Here is a 15174-nt window from a genome sequence, read left to right as displayed (position 1 = left end):
TTGCGTTCTAAACTCAATCAAAAAGCAAAAAAAACTCAGCGTGCTTTGCGGTTAAATCGCCGGTATTCAAACTTGAAACTTGAAACAGGAGAAACTTGAAACCTTTTAATTACTTTTGCAGCATGAAAAATCACCATTCCAATACTATACTTTCGAATTTAGGGATTCAGAACCTCAACGAAATGCAGGAAACCGCACAAGATGCGATTCTGAATGATAATAATGTTTTACTGCTTTCGCCAACCGGATCTGGAAAAACGCTGGCTTTTTTACTGCCGGTTTTAGAATTATTACAGCCCGAAATTTTATCGGTTCAATGTTTGATTTTGGTTCCGTCGCGCGAACTTGGACTTCAGATTGAACAGGTTTGGAAAAAAATGGGAACGCAGTACAAAGTCAATATCTGCTACGGCGGACATTCGATTGATACAGAAATTAAAAATTTAAGCAATCCGCCGGCGGTTTTAATTGGAACTCCGGGAAGAATTGCAGATCATATTGACCGCGAAACTTTTAGAACTGATAAAATTCAGACTTTGATTTTAGATGAGTTTGATAAATCGCTTCAATTAGGATTTCACGAGCAAATGTCTTTTATAATTGGCAGACTTTCTAAAGTGAATAAAAGAGTTTTGGTTTCGGCAACTTCTGATATTGAAATTCCAAAATATACAAAAGTTGTAAATCCTACTGTTTTGGATTTTATTCCGGAAGAAGAGGAAAAAGCGAATCTTTCTATGAAAATGGTGATTTCGCCAACGAAAGATAAACTGCAGAGTTTGTTTAATTTGATTTGTTCGCTGAAATCACAGTCGGCTATTATTTTTTGCAACCATCGCGATGCTGCAGAACGAATCAGCGATACTTTAAATGAAAAAGGCATTTATTCGGTGTATTATCATGGGGGAATGGATCAGGAAGAACGTGAAAGGGCTTTGATTCAGTTTAGAAACGGAAGTATCAGTTATTTAGTTACAACAGATTTGGCAGCGCGAGGTTTGGATATTCCCGAAATGAATCACGTTATTCATTATCATTTACCTTTAAAGGAAGACGAATTTACACACCGTAACGGACGTACAGCGCGTATGCAGGCTTCTGGAACGGCATATATAATTGTTCACGAAAGTGAAAAACAACTGGATTATATTGATTATGAAATGGAAGTTTTAAATGTTGAAGGAAATGTTTCGTTACCAAAACCGCCTCAGTTTCAAACTATTTATATTAGCGGCGGGAAGAAAACAAAATTGAACAAGTTTGATATTGTTGGTTTCTTTTCTCAAAAAGGGAAATTAGAAAAAGACGATTTAGGATTAATTGAGGTAAAGGATTTTGTATCATTTGCTGCCGTAAAATACCACAAGGTAAAAGATTTGCTTAAAAACATTCGGGACGAAAAAATGAAAGGGAAGAAGTTCAAAATCGAGATTGCCCGAAATGTGATTAAAAAAGAAGAAGAAGATAAAAAGGAAAGATATTAGAACTTGTAAGACAAATTTTGGACTTAAATTATTGGTTATTTATTTGAAATTCAAGTGTTTGTAAAATATCAACTAAGTTTAACAAATTTATGTTAAAAAAATAATCAATTGATAGCTGTTTTTTCAATATTTCTGTGTTTTTTTGTGATCGTAAAATTGTAAACCCCAAATTCCATATGAAAAAGATTATTACTCTTGCTGCATTGTTCTTTAGTTTTGTTTCGTTTGCACAGGTTAAGGTTCTTGAAACTGTTCCTGTTGAAAAATTAGGAAAAGTAAATAACAATTACATTCAAAAAATTGGTGACGAATACACTGTGTATTACACTATTGTTCAAAGTGATGATGATTCTACTTTGAGAAAATTTTCATTTAAAAACATCGATAATGCTTACAACTCTTTATACAGCATTATTATGGGTGGATTTACAGCTACTCCATTGTACGATATCAAATTAGAGTTACCTAACAACTACATTTGGTTACACTACACAGGAAATGTTGTTCCAGACAAAGCTACAGTTCAGTTTATGGTTTCTGGTAAAGAAAGAGACGCTGCTACAAACAACGTTTCTGAGCCATTCGTAAAAGATCAAATCAATAAATTATTCCAAAAGTAATTTTTTAGGTTAAAGCTTCTAAGCTACTAAGTTTCTAAGTTTTTAACCTTTATCTATAAATTAAAAAAGCTGTTCTAATCGAACAGCTTTTTTTGTTTTGTGTTTTTTACCGCAAAGCACGCAAAGTTTTTATTTTTTAGAGACTTTATAAAAGCGCAAAGTTCGCAAAGCTTTGTGTAAAAAACTTTGCGAACTTTGCGTAAATCTTTGTGTTCTTTGCGTTTAAACTTTTTAAGCCTTCAAAATAAAAACTTAAAAACTTAGAAACTTAGCAGCTTAGAACCTCAGAAGCTTAAATCTTTTTCACATACTGCGTAATAATCACAATCTGCTGTCCGTCTACTTTTCCTTCTATATATTCAGCATTTTCGTGGTCAAGACGAATGTTTCTAACAGCAGTTCCTTGTTTGGCAACCATGCTTGAACCTTTTACTTTAAGGTCTTTAATTAAAACTACAGAATCTCCGTGTTGTAAAACAACGCCGTTGCTGTCGCGGTGAACCAGTTTGTTTTCATCATCTTCGCCTTCGCCTGTAGCTTTTGCCCATTCAAGAATATCTTCTTCTAAGTACATCATATCAAGTAATTCCTGAGGCCATCCTGCAGAACGCATACGGCTTAACATTCTCCATGCAACAACCTGAACCGGAATATTTTCATTCCACATACTGTCGTTAAGACATCTCCAGTGATTTAAATCTACGTTATCTGGATTTTCAATTTGGTCAATACAAGTGTTACAGGCTAATATAGCTTCATCAAGACCACCTTTTTTGGTTGGCAGTACTTGGTAAACTTTTAAATTTTCTTCGGCACCACAAAGCTCACATTTTGATCCGCTTCGTTTGCTTAATTCTCTTTCGATACTCATTATTGGTTGTTTATTTTAAAAATGCGAAATTACTTATAATTAGTAAGGGTTGCAAATTTATGTATTTGATTGTTGTGTATTGTCATTGCGAGGTACGAAGCAATCTCACGAGGATATGCTTTGTGCAATGTAAATTTGATTACTTCATACCTCGCAATGAGTTTTAGGGTGTTTATTTTTTTACTCTAACAGCATCCGGAACCAGCATTTCATATTCGCCTCCATGACGCAATACATCGCGCACAATACTCGAACTAATAAATGAAGTACTTGCAGCTGTCAATAAGAAAACTGTTTCTATTTTAGAAAGCTTTCTGTTGGTGTGTGCGATTGCTTTTTCAAATTCGAAATCGGCTGGGTTGCGCAGACCTCTTAATATAAAATTGGCTTTTTCTTTTTTGGCAAGATCAATCGTAAGGCCTTCATAGGTAATAACTGAGATTTTTGGCTCGTCTTTAAAAGTTTCTTCAATAAAGCGTTTTCTTTCTTCGAGTGAAAACATGTATTTTTTTTCGGCGTTGACACCAATTGCAATTACAATTTCATCAAATAGAGGTATTCCTCTTTTAATAATGTCTTCGTGCCCAAGTGTAATTGGGTCAAATGATCCCGGAAATATGGCTTTACGCATCTTTTTAAAGTTTCTAAGTTTCTGAGCTGCTAAGCTACTAAGATTTTTTCTTTTAAGGTCAAAAGTTATAAAGATACAAGGAGTAAAGACGTAAAGTTTTAGAATTTGGGATTTGAATACTTGAAATTTAGATTAAGTGATTCTCTTCGTATTGATAGATTCTACCCATTCCTCTTTTTTACATACTTTACATACAGCGGTTCCACTTTTTTGTTCTTGTGTGTGACCGCAGAAAGTACAGGAATAGATACCATCTTTTGGAATGAATTTACTTTTATCATAAAATAAAGAAGGAAGAATAGGGAGGCCATATCCTACTTTTTCATCTTCATAGAAATACACACTAATTTCACCGCTCGTTTCAATATAAGCATGTTTTACCTGTCCTAAATGTTCAATTGACCGAATTCGTAATTCTGCAAAAAATTCGTCCTGCGCTAAACTTTCCTTTTTAAAGGTTGAAACAGAGAACTTCCCGTCGTTGATTAAACATTCGGTTTTGCCTTCAATAAATTCTTCAAATTTTTTACTTTTCCCTGTAAGCCAGGTAACTGATCGGTATAAAACAATAATTACGGTAAATACAATGACAGCAGGAATAATGCCGACATCTTCATAAAACATTGGATCGCCGGCAGCAGATCCCAGAGCAATAATAATAACAGTTTCGAAAATAGATAATTGTTTAACACCGCGTTTTCCTGCCAACTTAAGTGTCAGCAATAGAATAATAAACATGATGGTTGAACGAAAAATAACTTCGAAAATAAAGCTTTCCGGAAGATTGTTAAAAAGTAGTCTTTCCCATTCAAATATTTGTTTCATTTTTTTAAGCTGCTAAGGTTTTGAGATACTAAGATACTAAGTTTTGATGTTTGAGATGTATCTTAATTTCCATGTCAGATCGCAATTTTTAATGTAAATTTTGATAAACTATGATTGAATAACAGATATAAAAAAAGGTGCTAAAATCTTAGAATCTTAGCACCTTAGTATCGTAGAGGCTTTTTATTAGGCTAAGGCCAGCTCAATTGCATTTGTAAATAAATCTTCAAGTGAAATTCCTGCTGCTTTTGCCTGCTGCGGAATCAAACTTTCTGTTGTTAAACCCGGAATTGTGTTCATTTCGAGCATATACGGTTCGTTGTCTACGATAATAAATTCGCTTCTTGAGAAACCTTTCATTTTTAAAACTTCGTAAGCACGTTTTGCTGTTTCACCCACTTTTTGTGTCAGCTCATCAGAGATTCTTGCCGGAGTGATTTCCTGCGATTTTCCTTCATATTTAGCTTCATAATCAAAGAAATCATTGTCTGATACGATTTCTGTAATTGGCAGTACTTTAATTTCGCCTTTGTAATTAATTACACCCACAGAAACTTCAGTTCCGTCAAGGAAACTTTCTATGATAATTTCGTTGTCTTCTTTGTAGGCTACTTCAATAGCAATTGGAAGTTCGGCTTCCGTTTTTACTTTAGAGATTCCAAAACTAGAACCCGCTTTGTTTGGTTTTACGAAACATGGCAGCCCGACTTTTTTAACGATTTCTGCGGTATTAATTTCGTCGCCTTTGTTTAAATAATACGAAATCGCTGTTTTGATTCCGTATGGTTTTAAAACAGATAATAAGTCTCGTTTATTGAAAGTCAAAGCCGATTGGTAATAATCACAAGATGATTGAGGTAATCCAATTAGTTCAAAATAAGCCTGCATTAAACCATCTTCTCCCGGAGTTCCGTGAATAGCGTTGAAAACACAGTCAAAAGTGATTTTTTCGCCGTTTACCGTGACAGAAAAATCGTTTCTGTCTATTGGAAATTCAGCGTCATTGGCGTCTACATAAACCCATTTATCTTTAAGGATATGAATTCTGAATCCGTTGTATTTTGTTTTGTCAAGATATTGATACACAACGTTTCCGCTGATAAGCGAAATTTTGTATTCGCTGGAATATCCGCCCATGATAATGGCAATGTTTTTCATTGACTTTTTTGTTTATTTGTTTAATCGTTAATTTGTTTAGTCGAAAATGGCGAAAGCGGGAAAATGCTGCTGATTATTGGCTTTCTTGTTTTAAACAAAATTATCATTTTTTTTGAAATGAAATACTTTATCTTTGCGTTCATCTAAAAATAAATTTATGAGTTTACGTAAGTATTTAACAAGCCGTGTGTTTTTTTTACAAGTATTGGGTGCCGCTGCTATTATAGCAGTTTTGGGTTATTTGTTTATGCACTGGCTGACGTTTACAACAGATCACGGACACGAAATTGCGGTTCCAAATTTAGCCAGATTAACTGAAGAACAAGTTGAGCAAAAACTGGACGAACTTGACTTAGATTATGTGCTTTTGGACAGTGTTGATTACAGAAGTGAATATCCGAAGTTTAGTGTTGTTGAGCAGGATCCGCTGCCGGGAACTAAAGTTAAAGTAGGAAGAAAAATATATATTAAAATTAATTCATCTGGATTTTCATCAGTTAAAATTCCTGATTTAATTGAAAAAACATATCGTGAAGCGGTTCCAACCTTAAAAGCTTTAGGACTTGAACCGGGAACTATTACTTATATTCCAAATCTTGGAAAAGATATGGTTCTTGAAATGCGTTTAAAAGGCAGAAATTTAAAAGTAGGAGATCGTGTTTTAAAGGCATCTAAAATTGATTTGGTTTTAGGTGACGGAAAAGCGAGTTATGTAGATGACAGCCAGGCAGACAGTACTGCGGTGCCTGTAGAAACCCCACAAGATGAACAATAATATTGAAGAAAATTTAGATCTGGAAGACGAATTATTTGAGCATTACAGATTTGAAGTCCCAAAAGGTCAGGCGTTTTTGCGTATTGACAAATATTTAATGTATTTGATTCCGAATGCCACGCGAAATAAAATTCAGAACGCGGCTACAAACGGAAACATTTTTGTAAATGATATTCCGGTAAAATCAAACTACAAAGTAAAACCTTTTGATGTAATAACGGTTATGTTATCGCATCCGCCGTATGAAAACCATATTCTGCCGGAAGATATTCCGCTGAATATTGTATATGAAGATGATGCTTTACTGCTTATTAATAAAGAGCCGGGAATGGTTGTGCATCCTGGACACGGAAATTATACCGGAACACTGGTAAATGCTTTGGCACATCATTTTGATAATCTGCCAATGAACAGCAGTGAACGACCAGGGTTGGTACATAGAATTGACAAGGACACATCCGGACTGTTGATTATTGCCAAAACCGAAGCTGCAATGACGCATTTAGCAAAACAGTTTGAAGCTAAAACTACTGAACGCGAATATATTGCGCTTGTTTGGGGAAATGTAGCTGCTGATGCGGGAACTATTGAAGGAAACCTTGCTAGACATTTAAAAGATCGCATGCAGATGGCTGTTTTTGCTGATCCTGAAATTGGAAAACCTGCCATTACACATTATAAAGTTTTGGAACGTTTTGGATATGTTACTTTAATTTCATGTAAACTAGAAACAGGAAGAACGCACCAGATTCGTGCGCATATGAAACATATTGGTCATCCGTTATTTAATGATGAGCGTTACGGCGGTCATTTGATTTTAAAGGGAACGACTTTTACAAAATACAAACAGTTTATTGAAAATTGTTTTAAAGCACTGCCACGTCAGGCGCTGCATGCTAAAACGCTTGGATTTGTTCATCCTAATACAGGAGAAATGATGCGTTTTGATACTGAATTACCTCAGGATTTTCAGGATTGTTTAGATAAATGGCGCAATTATTCTAAATCGCATCAGATTGATGAAGAAGAGGATTAATTAGATAATTTTTTATAACCAGAAAGATAATAAGAAAAATAAGTCCTTAGATTTGATTTTCTTTTAAATAGTTAAGAGATTAAGTTAGTTAAGCAGTGCTTAATTTTCTTAATCTCTTAATGGTTTTATAATGTTTTAATAACTAGATTCTTAATTTGTGATTTTCCATTCGTTAAGAAACCAATTTTTCCTTTTTGACTTAGATTTTGTTTTTCCAGTGAACACTCTAAAGACGTATTTTCGTCTACAATAAACTTGAGCTGTTTGTTTTGAACTTGTATTTTGACTTTATGCCACACATTTGAAGAAAAATCAAATGGTTTCTTTAAAACAGTTGGACCGCCCCGTTTGCCATATTCGTCACTATTTTTAATGTAAGTTCCTCTGCCAATTACAATATTCTGGTCGATGTTGTATAAATAGGTTCTAATATAGTTTTGACCTTCAAAATTGAGCATTACTTCAAATAAATTACCGCTTGTAAGGTTAACATCGAAAGTGATTTGATAATTTTCAGGAAGCTGTTTTTTTGATGTAATTGCAGCCCAATGTTCTGCAGAACCCGTTCCGTTAAAGATTTGATTTTCTAACGACCATTCTTTCGTATCGAATTTCCAATCAGATTCTGGTTTAGATTCTTTTGTCAATTGATATTCTTTTTTAGAACTTGAAATAGTGCCGGAGCACGAAATTAAAAACAATTGTAATAGTACAATTGCGGTAACCTTCATTTTCATTTTTTTTTTAATTTAATTCTGAATGGTATTTTATTTTACCAATTGATCCGGTTTCGGCAGGTAAAAGTTCAAAAACAGAAGTAGGAGCAAGGCCTTCTTCAATTCGGTGTGAAACATAAACAATACTAACACTGGTTTCTTGTTTTATGGTATTAATGAGCTGAATTACCAAATCAACATTTTCATCATCTAAACCTTCAACCGGTTCGTCTAAGATTAATAACGGCGGATGTTTTAAAACGGCACGAACGATTAATGCAACTCTTTGCTGTCCAATAGAAAGATCTATGAAACGTTTTTTGCGTAAATGTGTCATTTCAATTACTTCCAGCCATTGTGAAACAATTTGCTGCTGATGAGTAGTTGGTTCGGTATAAAGCCCGATAGAATCAAAAAATCCAGATAAAATCATTTGTTCTAAAGTGTGCCCTTTTTGAAACAAATCAGTCATAGAAGTGGCGAAAATTCCAATTTGTTTTTTGATATCCCAAACGCTTTCTCCGGTTCCTTTTTTTCTTCCAAACAAAAATAAATCCTGTCCAAAACCTTTCGGATTATCTCCTGTGATTAGTGATAAAATAGTACTTTTTCCTGAGCCATTCGGGCCAATTAACTGCCAGAATTCGCCTTGTTTTATAGTCCATGAAATGTTGTTCAGAATTTTTCGTTCTTCATAACTTACAGATACGTTTTCCAGTTTAATTAATACACTTTCGTGGAAGGTATGTGGTTCTAAAGCTTTTGGAATTGCAGCCGTATTTAGCGTTTTAAAGTGGCTTTCAGTTTTTGAAATAGGATGCAGTTCAAATGAGTTGTCTTTGATTTGTGCTTTGTTTGGAACAAATTCCAGGACATCTGTTATTCGGTTTAAAAGCTGAATAATGGCAATGTCTTTCGTTAAATCTTTTAAAGAATCGGCCAATATTACTCTCGAAGCCTGATCTAAATGATCGAACGGATTATCAAAAATGATAAAATCCGGTTTTTGATTGATGCAGTATTTTAAAAACTCTTTTTTACGTTCGCCCGAAGAAAAAGTTCTTAACTGACGGTGAGATTCTGGCGATGCCTCAACACTGTCATATTGAAATTCTTTTTCTATAAATTTTTCAATTGCAATATCAGAGAAAAGAATTCCTTTTTGATTGTTAAAAACGGCTAATTCTCCTTTTATTTCGCCGTTTAGTATATTTTCTATGAAAGCTTTTTTATTTACCTGATTTGAAAGAAGTATGTCCCAATGCTGCATTTTTGGTATTTTAATATTGTTTAGTGTTGTTTTTATTTTATTTTTTTTAAAGCCATTTCGCGGTCATTCCTTGACCATTCGCTCCATGAACCTACATAAAGTTTTGGAATTTCTATTTCGGCATAATCCATTGCCAGTAAAGTATGGCAGGCTGTAACTCCAGAACCGCAATGTACGATTACGGCATTTGATGTTTTGTTTTTTAAAACTTCTTTATATTTCTCATTTAAAATTTCAGGAGATTTAAAAAGTCCGTTTTCATCCAGATTTTCGCTAAACGGAACATTTACAGCACCCGGAATATGTCCGGCAATTAAATCCAGCGGTTCTGTAAGACCATCAAAACGATTTTTATCCCGTACATCAATTACAATGCTTTCATTGTTATTTCTTGCTGTTTCTACATCGTCAATGTAAGCTGTTTTTAATTTCCATTCAGAAACAGGATATTCTGTGTTCTCAAAATTTACGGTTTCAGAACTTACAGGAAAACCTGCTTTTACAGCATCTTGTAAACCACCGTTTAAAACCTGTACCTTTTCATGTCCAATTGAACGAAGCATCCACCAAAATCGCGACGCAGCGTTTGAACCGTTTTTGTCATCATAAACAATAATATGTGATGAAGGAGAAATTCCAAGTTTAGAAAGCACCTCAGAGAATTTAGAAAGTGAAGGCAAAGGGTGTCTGCCACCGTTTGAGGGATCATTTTCGACAGATGCCAAATCTTTATTTAGATCAACATAGCGGGCATTTTTTAAATGCTGCGCTTTATAATTTTCTTCGGCATTTACTCCGGCTCTGGCGTCTATTACTATTATTTCAGATAAATTTAGTTTTAGTAATTCATCTGCATTGATGATAGGAGAAAATTTTGATGCCATTTTGATTTTATTTTTTAGAATTTCCTAACCAAAGCAAACTGTTTATAATTAACTGGCTTTGTGTTTTATTTTTAAATGTATATGAAAGCGTTTTATTAGTGCCGCCTTCGTAATCAATATCATTATGACCCATGTTTACATAGACCATTTTGTAGTTTTTATTTGTCCAAACAACAGGATAATAACCGTTGTGCCATATTTCGTGTGCTTTTGGACCGGTTCCCAGTGGAAAACTGCTTTCGTCTATAGCCAAAAGAATTTTTATATCGGGATTTTTCGTCAGATCATTGCTCCATCTGTACCATTCGTTTGGAGCTGAAGTAAAAGTTTTGGGCAGATTTTTGGTAATCGTATGCTGGTTTTCAACTCTCAATACAGCCGATGTTGGTCTCCATGTATTGCTTCCGTATTCGCCGGAACCTAGAAAAGTGTTATGATACCAGTTCCAGTTTTGCGTATAAGTAGAACCATTTAAGGCAAAGGCAGAAAAATGGAATCCCATAAAGCCGCCCCCTTTTTCCATGTACTTTTGAAAAGCTTCTCTTTGTTCCTGAATTTCCGGTCTTGTGTCTAAAAATAAAACAACCTGATAATCAGCAAGAAATTTAGCATTTAGATTATTCCAATTGCTTGTTGAATCATATACAAAGTGATTTTCTTCGGCTATTTTTGGAAACCATTTATTTGCTTCATGCACAAAACTTATATGAGCCTGATCATTTTTGGCGGTATAAAAAGCTATTACTTTAAATTTAGCTTTTTCTTTTTTATGCTGAGAAAATCCTGTAAAACAAACTAAAAAAAGCATCAAAAAGACACTTTTTTTAGTTGCAAAATTTATTCGATTGGAATTTTTCATTGGTGAAAAAAAACTATTATTCAGGAATTTTCTCGATTAAAATTTCGTTTTGAGAACTATCAAAATAAGTGCAGGTCATTTCGATAATATCTACTCTCCATTTTGCGATACCGCATTGTCCGGCATGATTGCAAAAGGTAATATAATCAGTTTCGCCCTGCTGGTGTTTTACAAGAAATTCAATAAAAAGTTCTTTGTTTACCGTAGAAGCAACAGAAATTGGATTGTATTTTTCGTCTGATGTTACTGAATAACCATTTACACCATAATATTCGACGTGTCCGTCATTTACGAATGTGTCGTATCCTTTTACGCCCAGAATAATTAAGTCTTGTATATAATTTGGAAAATCGGCACCGCTTTTTACTTTAGCATGAGCTTCTTTAATTTGGTCGACTGTAAACATAATATTTATAATTTTAGATTGTTGATTTTAAGTTAATTTAGCAGCGAATTGCACAGATTTTTCTTTAGATTTCAAAAAAATAATTCGTAGAAATTCGCGCCCGTGAAAAAATATTATTTCAAAAATACGATTAATGGTTTTATAAAAGCATCAAAAGATTCAATATGCGGCAAATGTCCTGTATTGGCAATTTCAACTAATTTTGAATTTGGAATTGATTTTTGAGTTTTTTTACCCAGCTCAGCATAATTTCCCATTGTTTTTTGAACTTCTGCAGAAACTAAAGGTTTTCCTAAGGCAGTTTTATCTCTTGTTCCAATAATTAAAAGTGTGGGACTTTTAATATTTTTAAATTCATATAAAACGGGCTGTGTAAAAATCATGTCGTACAAAAGTGCTGAATTCCAGGCTACTCTGTCATAATTAGGAGCCGTTGTCCAGCCCGCTCCAAGTTCTGCCCATTTTTGATAATCAGCATTCCATTTTCCGTCATAATAATTAGCCATTTGGTATTTTTTAATGGCTTCGTAATTTTGTTTTAATTCAGATTCGTACCACCAGTCAACAGATTTGTAAGGAACAATCAGCTTCCAGTCTTCTAAACCAATTGGGTTTTCTAAAATTAATTTTTCGGTTGTTTCAGGATACAGTAATGCGAAACGTGCAGCAAGCATACCGCCCATAGAATGCCCTAAAACCGCTGTTTTTTCGATTCCTAAATGATCTAGAAGTTTTTTTGTGTTTTCTGCTAACTGCTGAAAAGTATATTGAAAATTGTCTGGTTTTGTCGATTTTCCAAAACCAATCTGATCCGGAACTATAACACGAAAACCTTCTTTTGTAAGCGCTTTTATAGTAGATTCCCAATAAGCGCCGTTAAAATTTTTTCCGTGAAGAAGTACAATGTTTTTCTTGTTGTAATTTTCGGGAATAATATCCATATATCCCATTTTTAAATTCTGGCGCTGATTGCTTAGTTCTAAAAATTTTACTGGAAACGGATATTCATAATTCGTTAAATTGATATCTAACTGCTTTATCTTTTCTTCCTGAGAAAAGCAAAGTAACGGTAATATTAGTATGAAGAGTTTTATAAATTTCATTTTGATATGCTTTTTGGGTATGAACTATAAAATTACGTCATGCATTTTGAAAAGCAAGAATTAAACTCTTAAAATTATCAGAAAAAAAGTAAAGCCAATCTTTATGCCATTACAGAAATAATATAAAGAGCCTGTTCGGCAAGAGGTATGTTTCCTGTTATTTCTACTTTTTGTTTTGCTTCTTCCGGCGACATTCCTTTAGAAAATAATAACCAGGCATCATACGGATCGATTTTTAAAACTGCATCAGGTTCTGTTTCAGGAATATCAATAAATTTCCAATTCTCTTTTTCTTTAATAATATGCCATTCACCGCCAATTTCTGTTTTAATAACTAATGTAAAAACACTGTCAGCCGGGGCGTTGATTTTTTTATAAGTATATGGCAGAGCCTGAAGAAAAGTATGAATAAATGGGTGAAATAATTCGCGGGTTAAAAGCGCTTGTTTTCCAACGGCATCTCTTATTTGCTGCTGATGCAGAAATTTTTCGGTGTATTCGCGCGCTATGTGAAAAGAGTTTAACGAAGTTTCTTCTCCGGCCCAAGCCACAGGAAATATGGCATTTTCATTAGGATGTAAAGTTTGCAAATGAGCATAATATTCTTTTCCTGTAATTTCGAGTAAGTTTATAATAACATTTGGACTGAGCCTTTTTGCAGCATTTGTCCATGTCATGTTTAATTGATTCAGAAAATCAACCAAATCCTGATAAGAGTTTATATTTTCTGGCTTTTCTCCAAAATAATGATCTCTGGAAATCGATAATCCTCTTAGATTTCCGTCGAGTAAATGTGATGCAATATCTTTAACAAGCCATTTTTTGCAAACCGTTTGTGCATGCCATTCTTCCTCTGTTAATGATTTTAAAAGATCAATTAATAGCTCGTCTAAAATAGGGAAGAGGTGAACAGTTTCGATTGGTTTGCTTTCTAAAGATTCCATTTTATAATTCTGTAATGGATTGTATCAGCCAAATGTTGTTGGTCTTTTTTAAGCTAAATTCAAATGGCATTGCAATTTCTTGTGATGAAACGATAATTACAGCTGTAGATTGGGTTATTTCTTTTTCAGTATAAACAGCATTTTTTTCTTTATTGAGAAATTCCGCTTTTCGATTATCGGGAATGCTTTTCTCCATCTTTTTTAGTGTTTCCAGAACCATTAGATTTTGGTTGTTTAAAATCAATAATTCCTTTGCTGCATCACTATCAAAACGGTTTGTTGCTGCCAAATAAGCTTCAACAGTTTCTTTTGGAGATAGTGTTTCTTTTGGAGATTTACAGCTTCCTAAAAACGTTAGGATAATCAAAAAAGAAAAAAAATGCTTCATGTTAGTTTATATTTTAAAGTCCGACAAAATCATCACTTTTTGGAAAAATGCTTAAAGCCTGAATTGCAATTTCCGGAGTTGGCGAAGCCAGTTTTCTAAGTTTGGTATCCATCCATGCTCCGTCAACGGTAATTGTGGCGCAAAGCGTGTCATCTTCTCTTCTAAATTCATGAATAATGGACCAGCGCGAAGCATCGGCTTTCATTTTTGAAGTTTTGGTATGAATAAATATTTTGTCTGAAAGTTTTAATTCTTTTCTAAAAACACATTCTTCTCTAAATAAAACCGGACCAAAACCTTGTGTCTGCATTACTTTTAATGTTAAGCCTAATTCTTCTAGAATTTCAATACGATGCTGTGCACCAAAATCGTAATAAGCACTGTGACGAACATGAAAGTTTGGGTCAAGATCTGACCAGCGAAAAGATATTTCTTTTGTAAATGAAGCCATTTTGTAGTTGTAATTTTAATGATAAATCGAAATTACGAATAAAACAAATGTTTACATTAGAAATTCCGAAAATAAGTTTAATTGATTTTAATGTGAAAAATTATTTATCACTTCCCAATTAATACATTATACTCAGCAGGAATTCTTACACCATGAAAATAATTTGTCAAACCCAATATGATTAGTAAAGTGAAAGAAAGTCCACAAAATAAAATGATTTTGGATTGTTGATTAGGAGTTAAATGTAATATTTTGCGTTTCATTTTTTTATAATGAACTCCTGCGATATGCCCAAAAAAAGAAATTATTGCAAGTCCATAATATGGTATGAAAAATATATTGAAAGGAAAAGTGTTTAGTCCGGCTGTTCCGAAATAAAAATTAGTATTAAGATGTAAAATGAATCTTCCGCTTAAAATTGCACTTAAATGTATGATTAGGAAAAGAGCAAGATAAAGTCCTGACCATATATGTATTTTTTCAAAACCCGAAATTACTCCTTTTCTTTTTTTTTTGAAAAGTGTTAGCCCTGAAATAATTTGTATAAAAACAGCAGATATTACAATAGTCTCAATGAAGATATTTCGATAGAAAATTCTTAAAGATTCCATTACAGAAATATGTAAATCCTCTCCAAACAAACTACAAATATGATTAAATAAATGCAGTACTATAAAAATTGTAATAGTTATTCCTGAAATGTAATGAATTTTAGTTGTGCTCATTTTAAATGCAAATATTATTGATTAAGCA

At 33.6% G+C, this 15174-nt stretch carries 18 protein-coding genes; 4 read left to right on the top strand and 14 right to left on the bottom strand.

Annotated features, from left to right (window positions below):
* The first annotated feature begins 122 nt into the window (after window positions 1–122).
* The gene (locus ABD859_RS12045) at window positions 123–1484 is read left to right on the top strand and encodes a DEAD/DEAH box helicase (protein WP_345144585.1); all 1362 of its coding nucleotides are present in this window, start codon (window positions 123–125) and stop codon (window positions 1482–1484) included.
* A gap of 176 nt (window positions 1485–1660) precedes the next feature.
* On the top strand, window positions 1661–2104 hold the full coding sequence (locus ABD859_RS12040; RefSeq protein ID WP_345144583.1) for a hypothetical protein: 444 nt from the start codon (window positions 1661–1663) through the stop codon (window positions 2102–2104).
* Between the two features lie 292 nt (window positions 2105–2396).
* On the opposite strand, the gene ABD859_RS12035 is transcribed toward ABD859_RS12040, so the two are convergent.
* From ABD859_RS12035 to ABD859_RS12020, 4 genes are all read right to left on the bottom strand, one after another.
* Window positions 2397–2975 (bottom strand): PhnA domain-containing protein, encoded by a 579-nt coding sequence (locus ABD859_RS12035; protein ID WP_345144581.1) that lies wholly within the window; start codon window positions 2973–2975, stop codon window positions 2397–2399.
* Window positions 2976–3147: 172 nt separating this feature from the next.
* A complete protein-coding gene (gene coaD, locus ABD859_RS12030; RefSeq protein WP_078008057.1) occupies window positions 3148–3606 on the bottom strand; it encodes a pantetheine-phosphate adenylyltransferase in 459 nt (152 codons plus the stop codon).
* 132 nt (window positions 3607–3738) lie between these two features.
* On the bottom strand, window positions 3739–4431 hold the full coding sequence (locus ABD859_RS12025; RefSeq protein WP_345144578.1) for a DUF421 domain-containing protein: 693 nt from the start codon (window positions 4429–4431) through the stop codon (window positions 3739–3741).
* A 186-nt stretch (window positions 4432–4617) separates the two neighbouring features.
* A complete protein-coding gene (locus tag ABD859_RS12020) occupies window positions 4618–5589 on the bottom strand; it encodes a D-alanine--D-alanine ligase (RefSeq protein WP_345144576.1) in 972 nt (323 codons plus the stop codon).
* Window positions 5590–5746: 157 nt separating this feature from the next.
* On the opposite strand from ABD859_RS12020, the gene ABD859_RS12015 reads away from it, so the two are divergent.
* The gene (locus ABD859_RS12015; RefSeq protein WP_345144574.1) at window positions 5747–6364 is read left to right on the top strand and encodes a PASTA domain-containing protein; all 618 of its coding nucleotides are present in this window, start codon (window positions 5747–5749) and stop codon (window positions 6362–6364) included.
* Window positions 6354–7400 carry an RluA family pseudouridine synthase gene (locus ABD859_RS12010; protein ID WP_345144572.1) on the top strand — a complete coding sequence of 349 codons (1047 nt, stop codon included), beginning with the start codon at window positions 6354–6356 and terminating at the stop codon, window positions 7398–7400. Before ABD859_RS12015 ends, ABD859_RS12010 begins: the two co-directional genes overlap by 11 nt.
* 125 nt (window positions 7401–7525) lie before the next feature.
* Here ABD859_RS12010 and ABD859_RS12005 read toward each other — a convergent pair whose 3' ends face one another.
* The 10 genes from ABD859_RS12005 to ABD859_RS11960 all read right to left on the bottom strand — a co-directional run bounded on the left by ABD859_RS12005 (window position 7526) and on the right by ABD859_RS11960 (window position 15146).
* A complete protein-coding gene (locus tag ABD859_RS12005) occupies window positions 7526–8137 on the bottom strand; it encodes a 3-keto-alpha-glucoside-1,2-lyase-like domain-containing protein (RefSeq protein ID WP_345144570.1) in 612 nt (203 codons plus the stop codon).
* A 7-nt stretch (window positions 8138–8144) separates the two neighbouring features.
* Window positions 8145–9386 carry an ATP-binding cassette domain-containing protein gene (locus tag ABD859_RS12000; RefSeq protein WP_345144568.1) on the bottom strand — a complete coding sequence of 414 codons (1242 nt, stop codon included), beginning with the start codon at window positions 9384–9386 and terminating at the stop codon, window positions 8145–8147.
* 32 nt (window positions 9387–9418) lie between these two features.
* Window positions 9419–10270: a sulfurtransferase gene (locus ABD859_RS11995; protein WP_345144566.1), complete on the bottom strand. Its 852-nt coding sequence runs from the start codon at window positions 10268–10270 to the stop codon at window positions 9419–9421.
* A gap of 7 nt (window positions 10271–10277) precedes the next feature.
* Window positions 10278–11078 carry a ThuA domain-containing protein gene (locus tag ABD859_RS11990; RefSeq protein ID WP_345144565.1) on the bottom strand — a complete coding sequence of 267 codons (801 nt, stop codon included), beginning with the start codon at window positions 11076–11078 and terminating at the stop codon, window positions 10278–10280.
* Between the two features lie 67 nt (window positions 11079–11145).
* Window positions 11146–11535 carry a DUF1398 domain-containing protein gene (locus ABD859_RS11985; protein ID WP_345144563.1) on the bottom strand — a complete coding sequence of 130 codons (390 nt, stop codon included), beginning with the start codon at window positions 11533–11535 and terminating at the stop codon, window positions 11146–11148.
* A gap of 113 nt (window positions 11536–11648) precedes the next feature.
* Window positions 11649–12638 carry an alpha/beta fold hydrolase gene (locus ABD859_RS11980; RefSeq protein WP_345144561.1) on the bottom strand — a complete coding sequence of 330 codons (990 nt, stop codon included), beginning with the start codon at window positions 12636–12638 and terminating at the stop codon, window positions 11649–11651.
* Window positions 12639–12739: 101 nt separating this feature from the next.
* Window positions 12740–13582, bottom strand: coding sequence for a maleylpyruvate isomerase N-terminal domain-containing protein (locus ABD859_RS11975; RefSeq protein ID WP_345144559.1), 843 nt, complete (start codon window positions 13580–13582; stop codon window positions 12740–12742).
* Between the two features lies 1 nt (window position 13583).
* Window positions 13584–13970, bottom strand: a complete 387-nt coding sequence (locus tag ABD859_RS11970; protein WP_345144557.1) for a hypothetical protein — start codon at window positions 13968–13970, stop codon at window positions 13584–13586.
* 13 nt (window positions 13971–13983) lie between these two features.
* The gene (locus ABD859_RS11965; protein ID WP_057122622.1) at window positions 13984–14421 is read right to left on the bottom strand and encodes an acyl-CoA thioesterase; all 438 of its coding nucleotides are present in this window, start codon (window positions 14419–14421) and stop codon (window positions 13984–13986) included.
* A gap of 107 nt (window positions 14422–14528) precedes the next feature.
* Window positions 14529–15146 carry a hypothetical protein gene (locus ABD859_RS11960; RefSeq protein ID WP_345144554.1) on the bottom strand — a complete coding sequence of 206 codons (618 nt, stop codon included), beginning with the start codon at window positions 15144–15146 and terminating at the stop codon, window positions 14529–14531.
* Window positions 15147–15174: the final 28 nt, after the last annotated feature.

The organism is Flavobacterium ginsengiterrae (assembly GCF_039539785.1).
In the GTDB taxonomy this organism is placed as follows: domain Bacteria; phylum Bacteroidota; class Bacteroidia; order Flavobacteriales; family Flavobacteriaceae; genus Flavobacterium; species Flavobacterium ginsengiterrae.
The sequence above is the reverse complement of the archived record's forward strand: the minus strand, read 5'-3'. Positions and strand labels throughout refer to the sequence as shown.

What these genes read in the sequence shown, in the direction of transcription:
- ABD859_RS12045 (WP_345144585.1), top strand. Translation starts at nt 123, where the DNA reads ATGAAAAATCACCATTCCAATACTATACTTTCGAATTTAGGGATTCAG.
- ABD859_RS12040 (WP_345144583.1), top strand. Translation starts at nt 1,661, where the DNA reads ATGAAAAAGATTATTACTCTTGCTGCATTGTTCTTTAGTTTTGTTTCG.
- ABD859_RS12035 (WP_345144581.1), bottom strand. Translation starts at nt 2,975, where the DNA reads ATGAGTATCGAAAGAGAATTAAGCAAACGAAGCGGATCAAAATGTGAG.
- coaD (WP_078008057.1), bottom strand. Translation starts at nt 3,606, where the DNA reads ATGCGTAAAGCCATATTTCCGGGATCATTTGACCCAATTACACTTGGG.
- ABD859_RS12025 (WP_345144578.1), bottom strand. Translation starts at nt 4,431, where the DNA reads ATGAAACAAATATTTGAATGGGAAAGACTACTTTTTAACAATCTTCCG.
- ABD859_RS12020 (WP_345144576.1), bottom strand. Translation starts at nt 5,589, where the DNA reads ATGAAAAACATTGCCATTATCATGGGCGGATATTCCAGCGAATACAAA.
- ABD859_RS12015 (WP_345144574.1), top strand. Translation starts at nt 5,747, where the DNA reads ATGAGTTTACGTAAGTATTTAACAAGCCGTGTGTTTTTTTTACAAGTA.
- ABD859_RS12010 (WP_345144572.1), top strand. Translation starts at nt 6,354, where the DNA reads ATGAACAATAATATTGAAGAAAATTTAGATCTGGAAGACGAATTATTT.
- ABD859_RS12005 (WP_345144570.1), bottom strand. Translation starts at nt 8,137, where the DNA reads ATGAAAATGAAGGTTACCGCAATTGTACTATTACAATTGTTTTTAATT.
- ABD859_RS12000 (WP_345144568.1), bottom strand. Translation starts at nt 9,386, where the DNA reads ATGCAGCATTGGGACATACTTCTTTCAAATCAGGTAAATAAAAAAGCT.
- ABD859_RS11995 (WP_345144566.1), bottom strand. Translation starts at nt 10,270, where the DNA reads ATGGCATCAAAATTTTCTCCTATCATCAATGCAGATGAATTACTAAAA.
- ABD859_RS11990 (WP_345144565.1), bottom strand. Translation starts at nt 11,078, where the DNA reads ATGCTTTTTTTAGTTTGTTTTACAGGATTTTCTCAGCATAAAAAAGAA.
- ABD859_RS11985 (WP_345144563.1), bottom strand. Translation starts at nt 11,535, where the DNA reads ATGTTTACAGTCGACCAAATTAAAGAAGCTCATGCTAAAGTAAAAAGC.
- ABD859_RS11980 (WP_345144561.1), bottom strand. Translation starts at nt 12,638, where the DNA reads ATGAAATTTATAAAACTCTTCATACTAATATTACCGTTACTTTGCTTT.
- ABD859_RS11975 (WP_345144559.1), bottom strand. Translation starts at nt 13,582, where the DNA reads ATGGAATCTTTAGAAAGCAAACCAATCGAAACTGTTCACCTCTTCCCT.
- ABD859_RS11970 (WP_345144557.1), bottom strand. Translation starts at nt 13,970, where the DNA reads ATGAAGCATTTTTTTTCTTTTTTGATTATCCTAACGTTTTTAGGAAGC.
- ABD859_RS11965 (WP_057122622.1), bottom strand. Translation starts at nt 14,421, where the DNA reads ATGGCTTCATTTACAAAAGAAATATCTTTTCGCTGGTCAGATCTTGAC.
- ABD859_RS11960 (WP_345144554.1), bottom strand. Translation starts at nt 15,146, where the DNA reads ATGAGCACAACTAAAATTCATTACATTTCAGGAATAACTATTACAATT.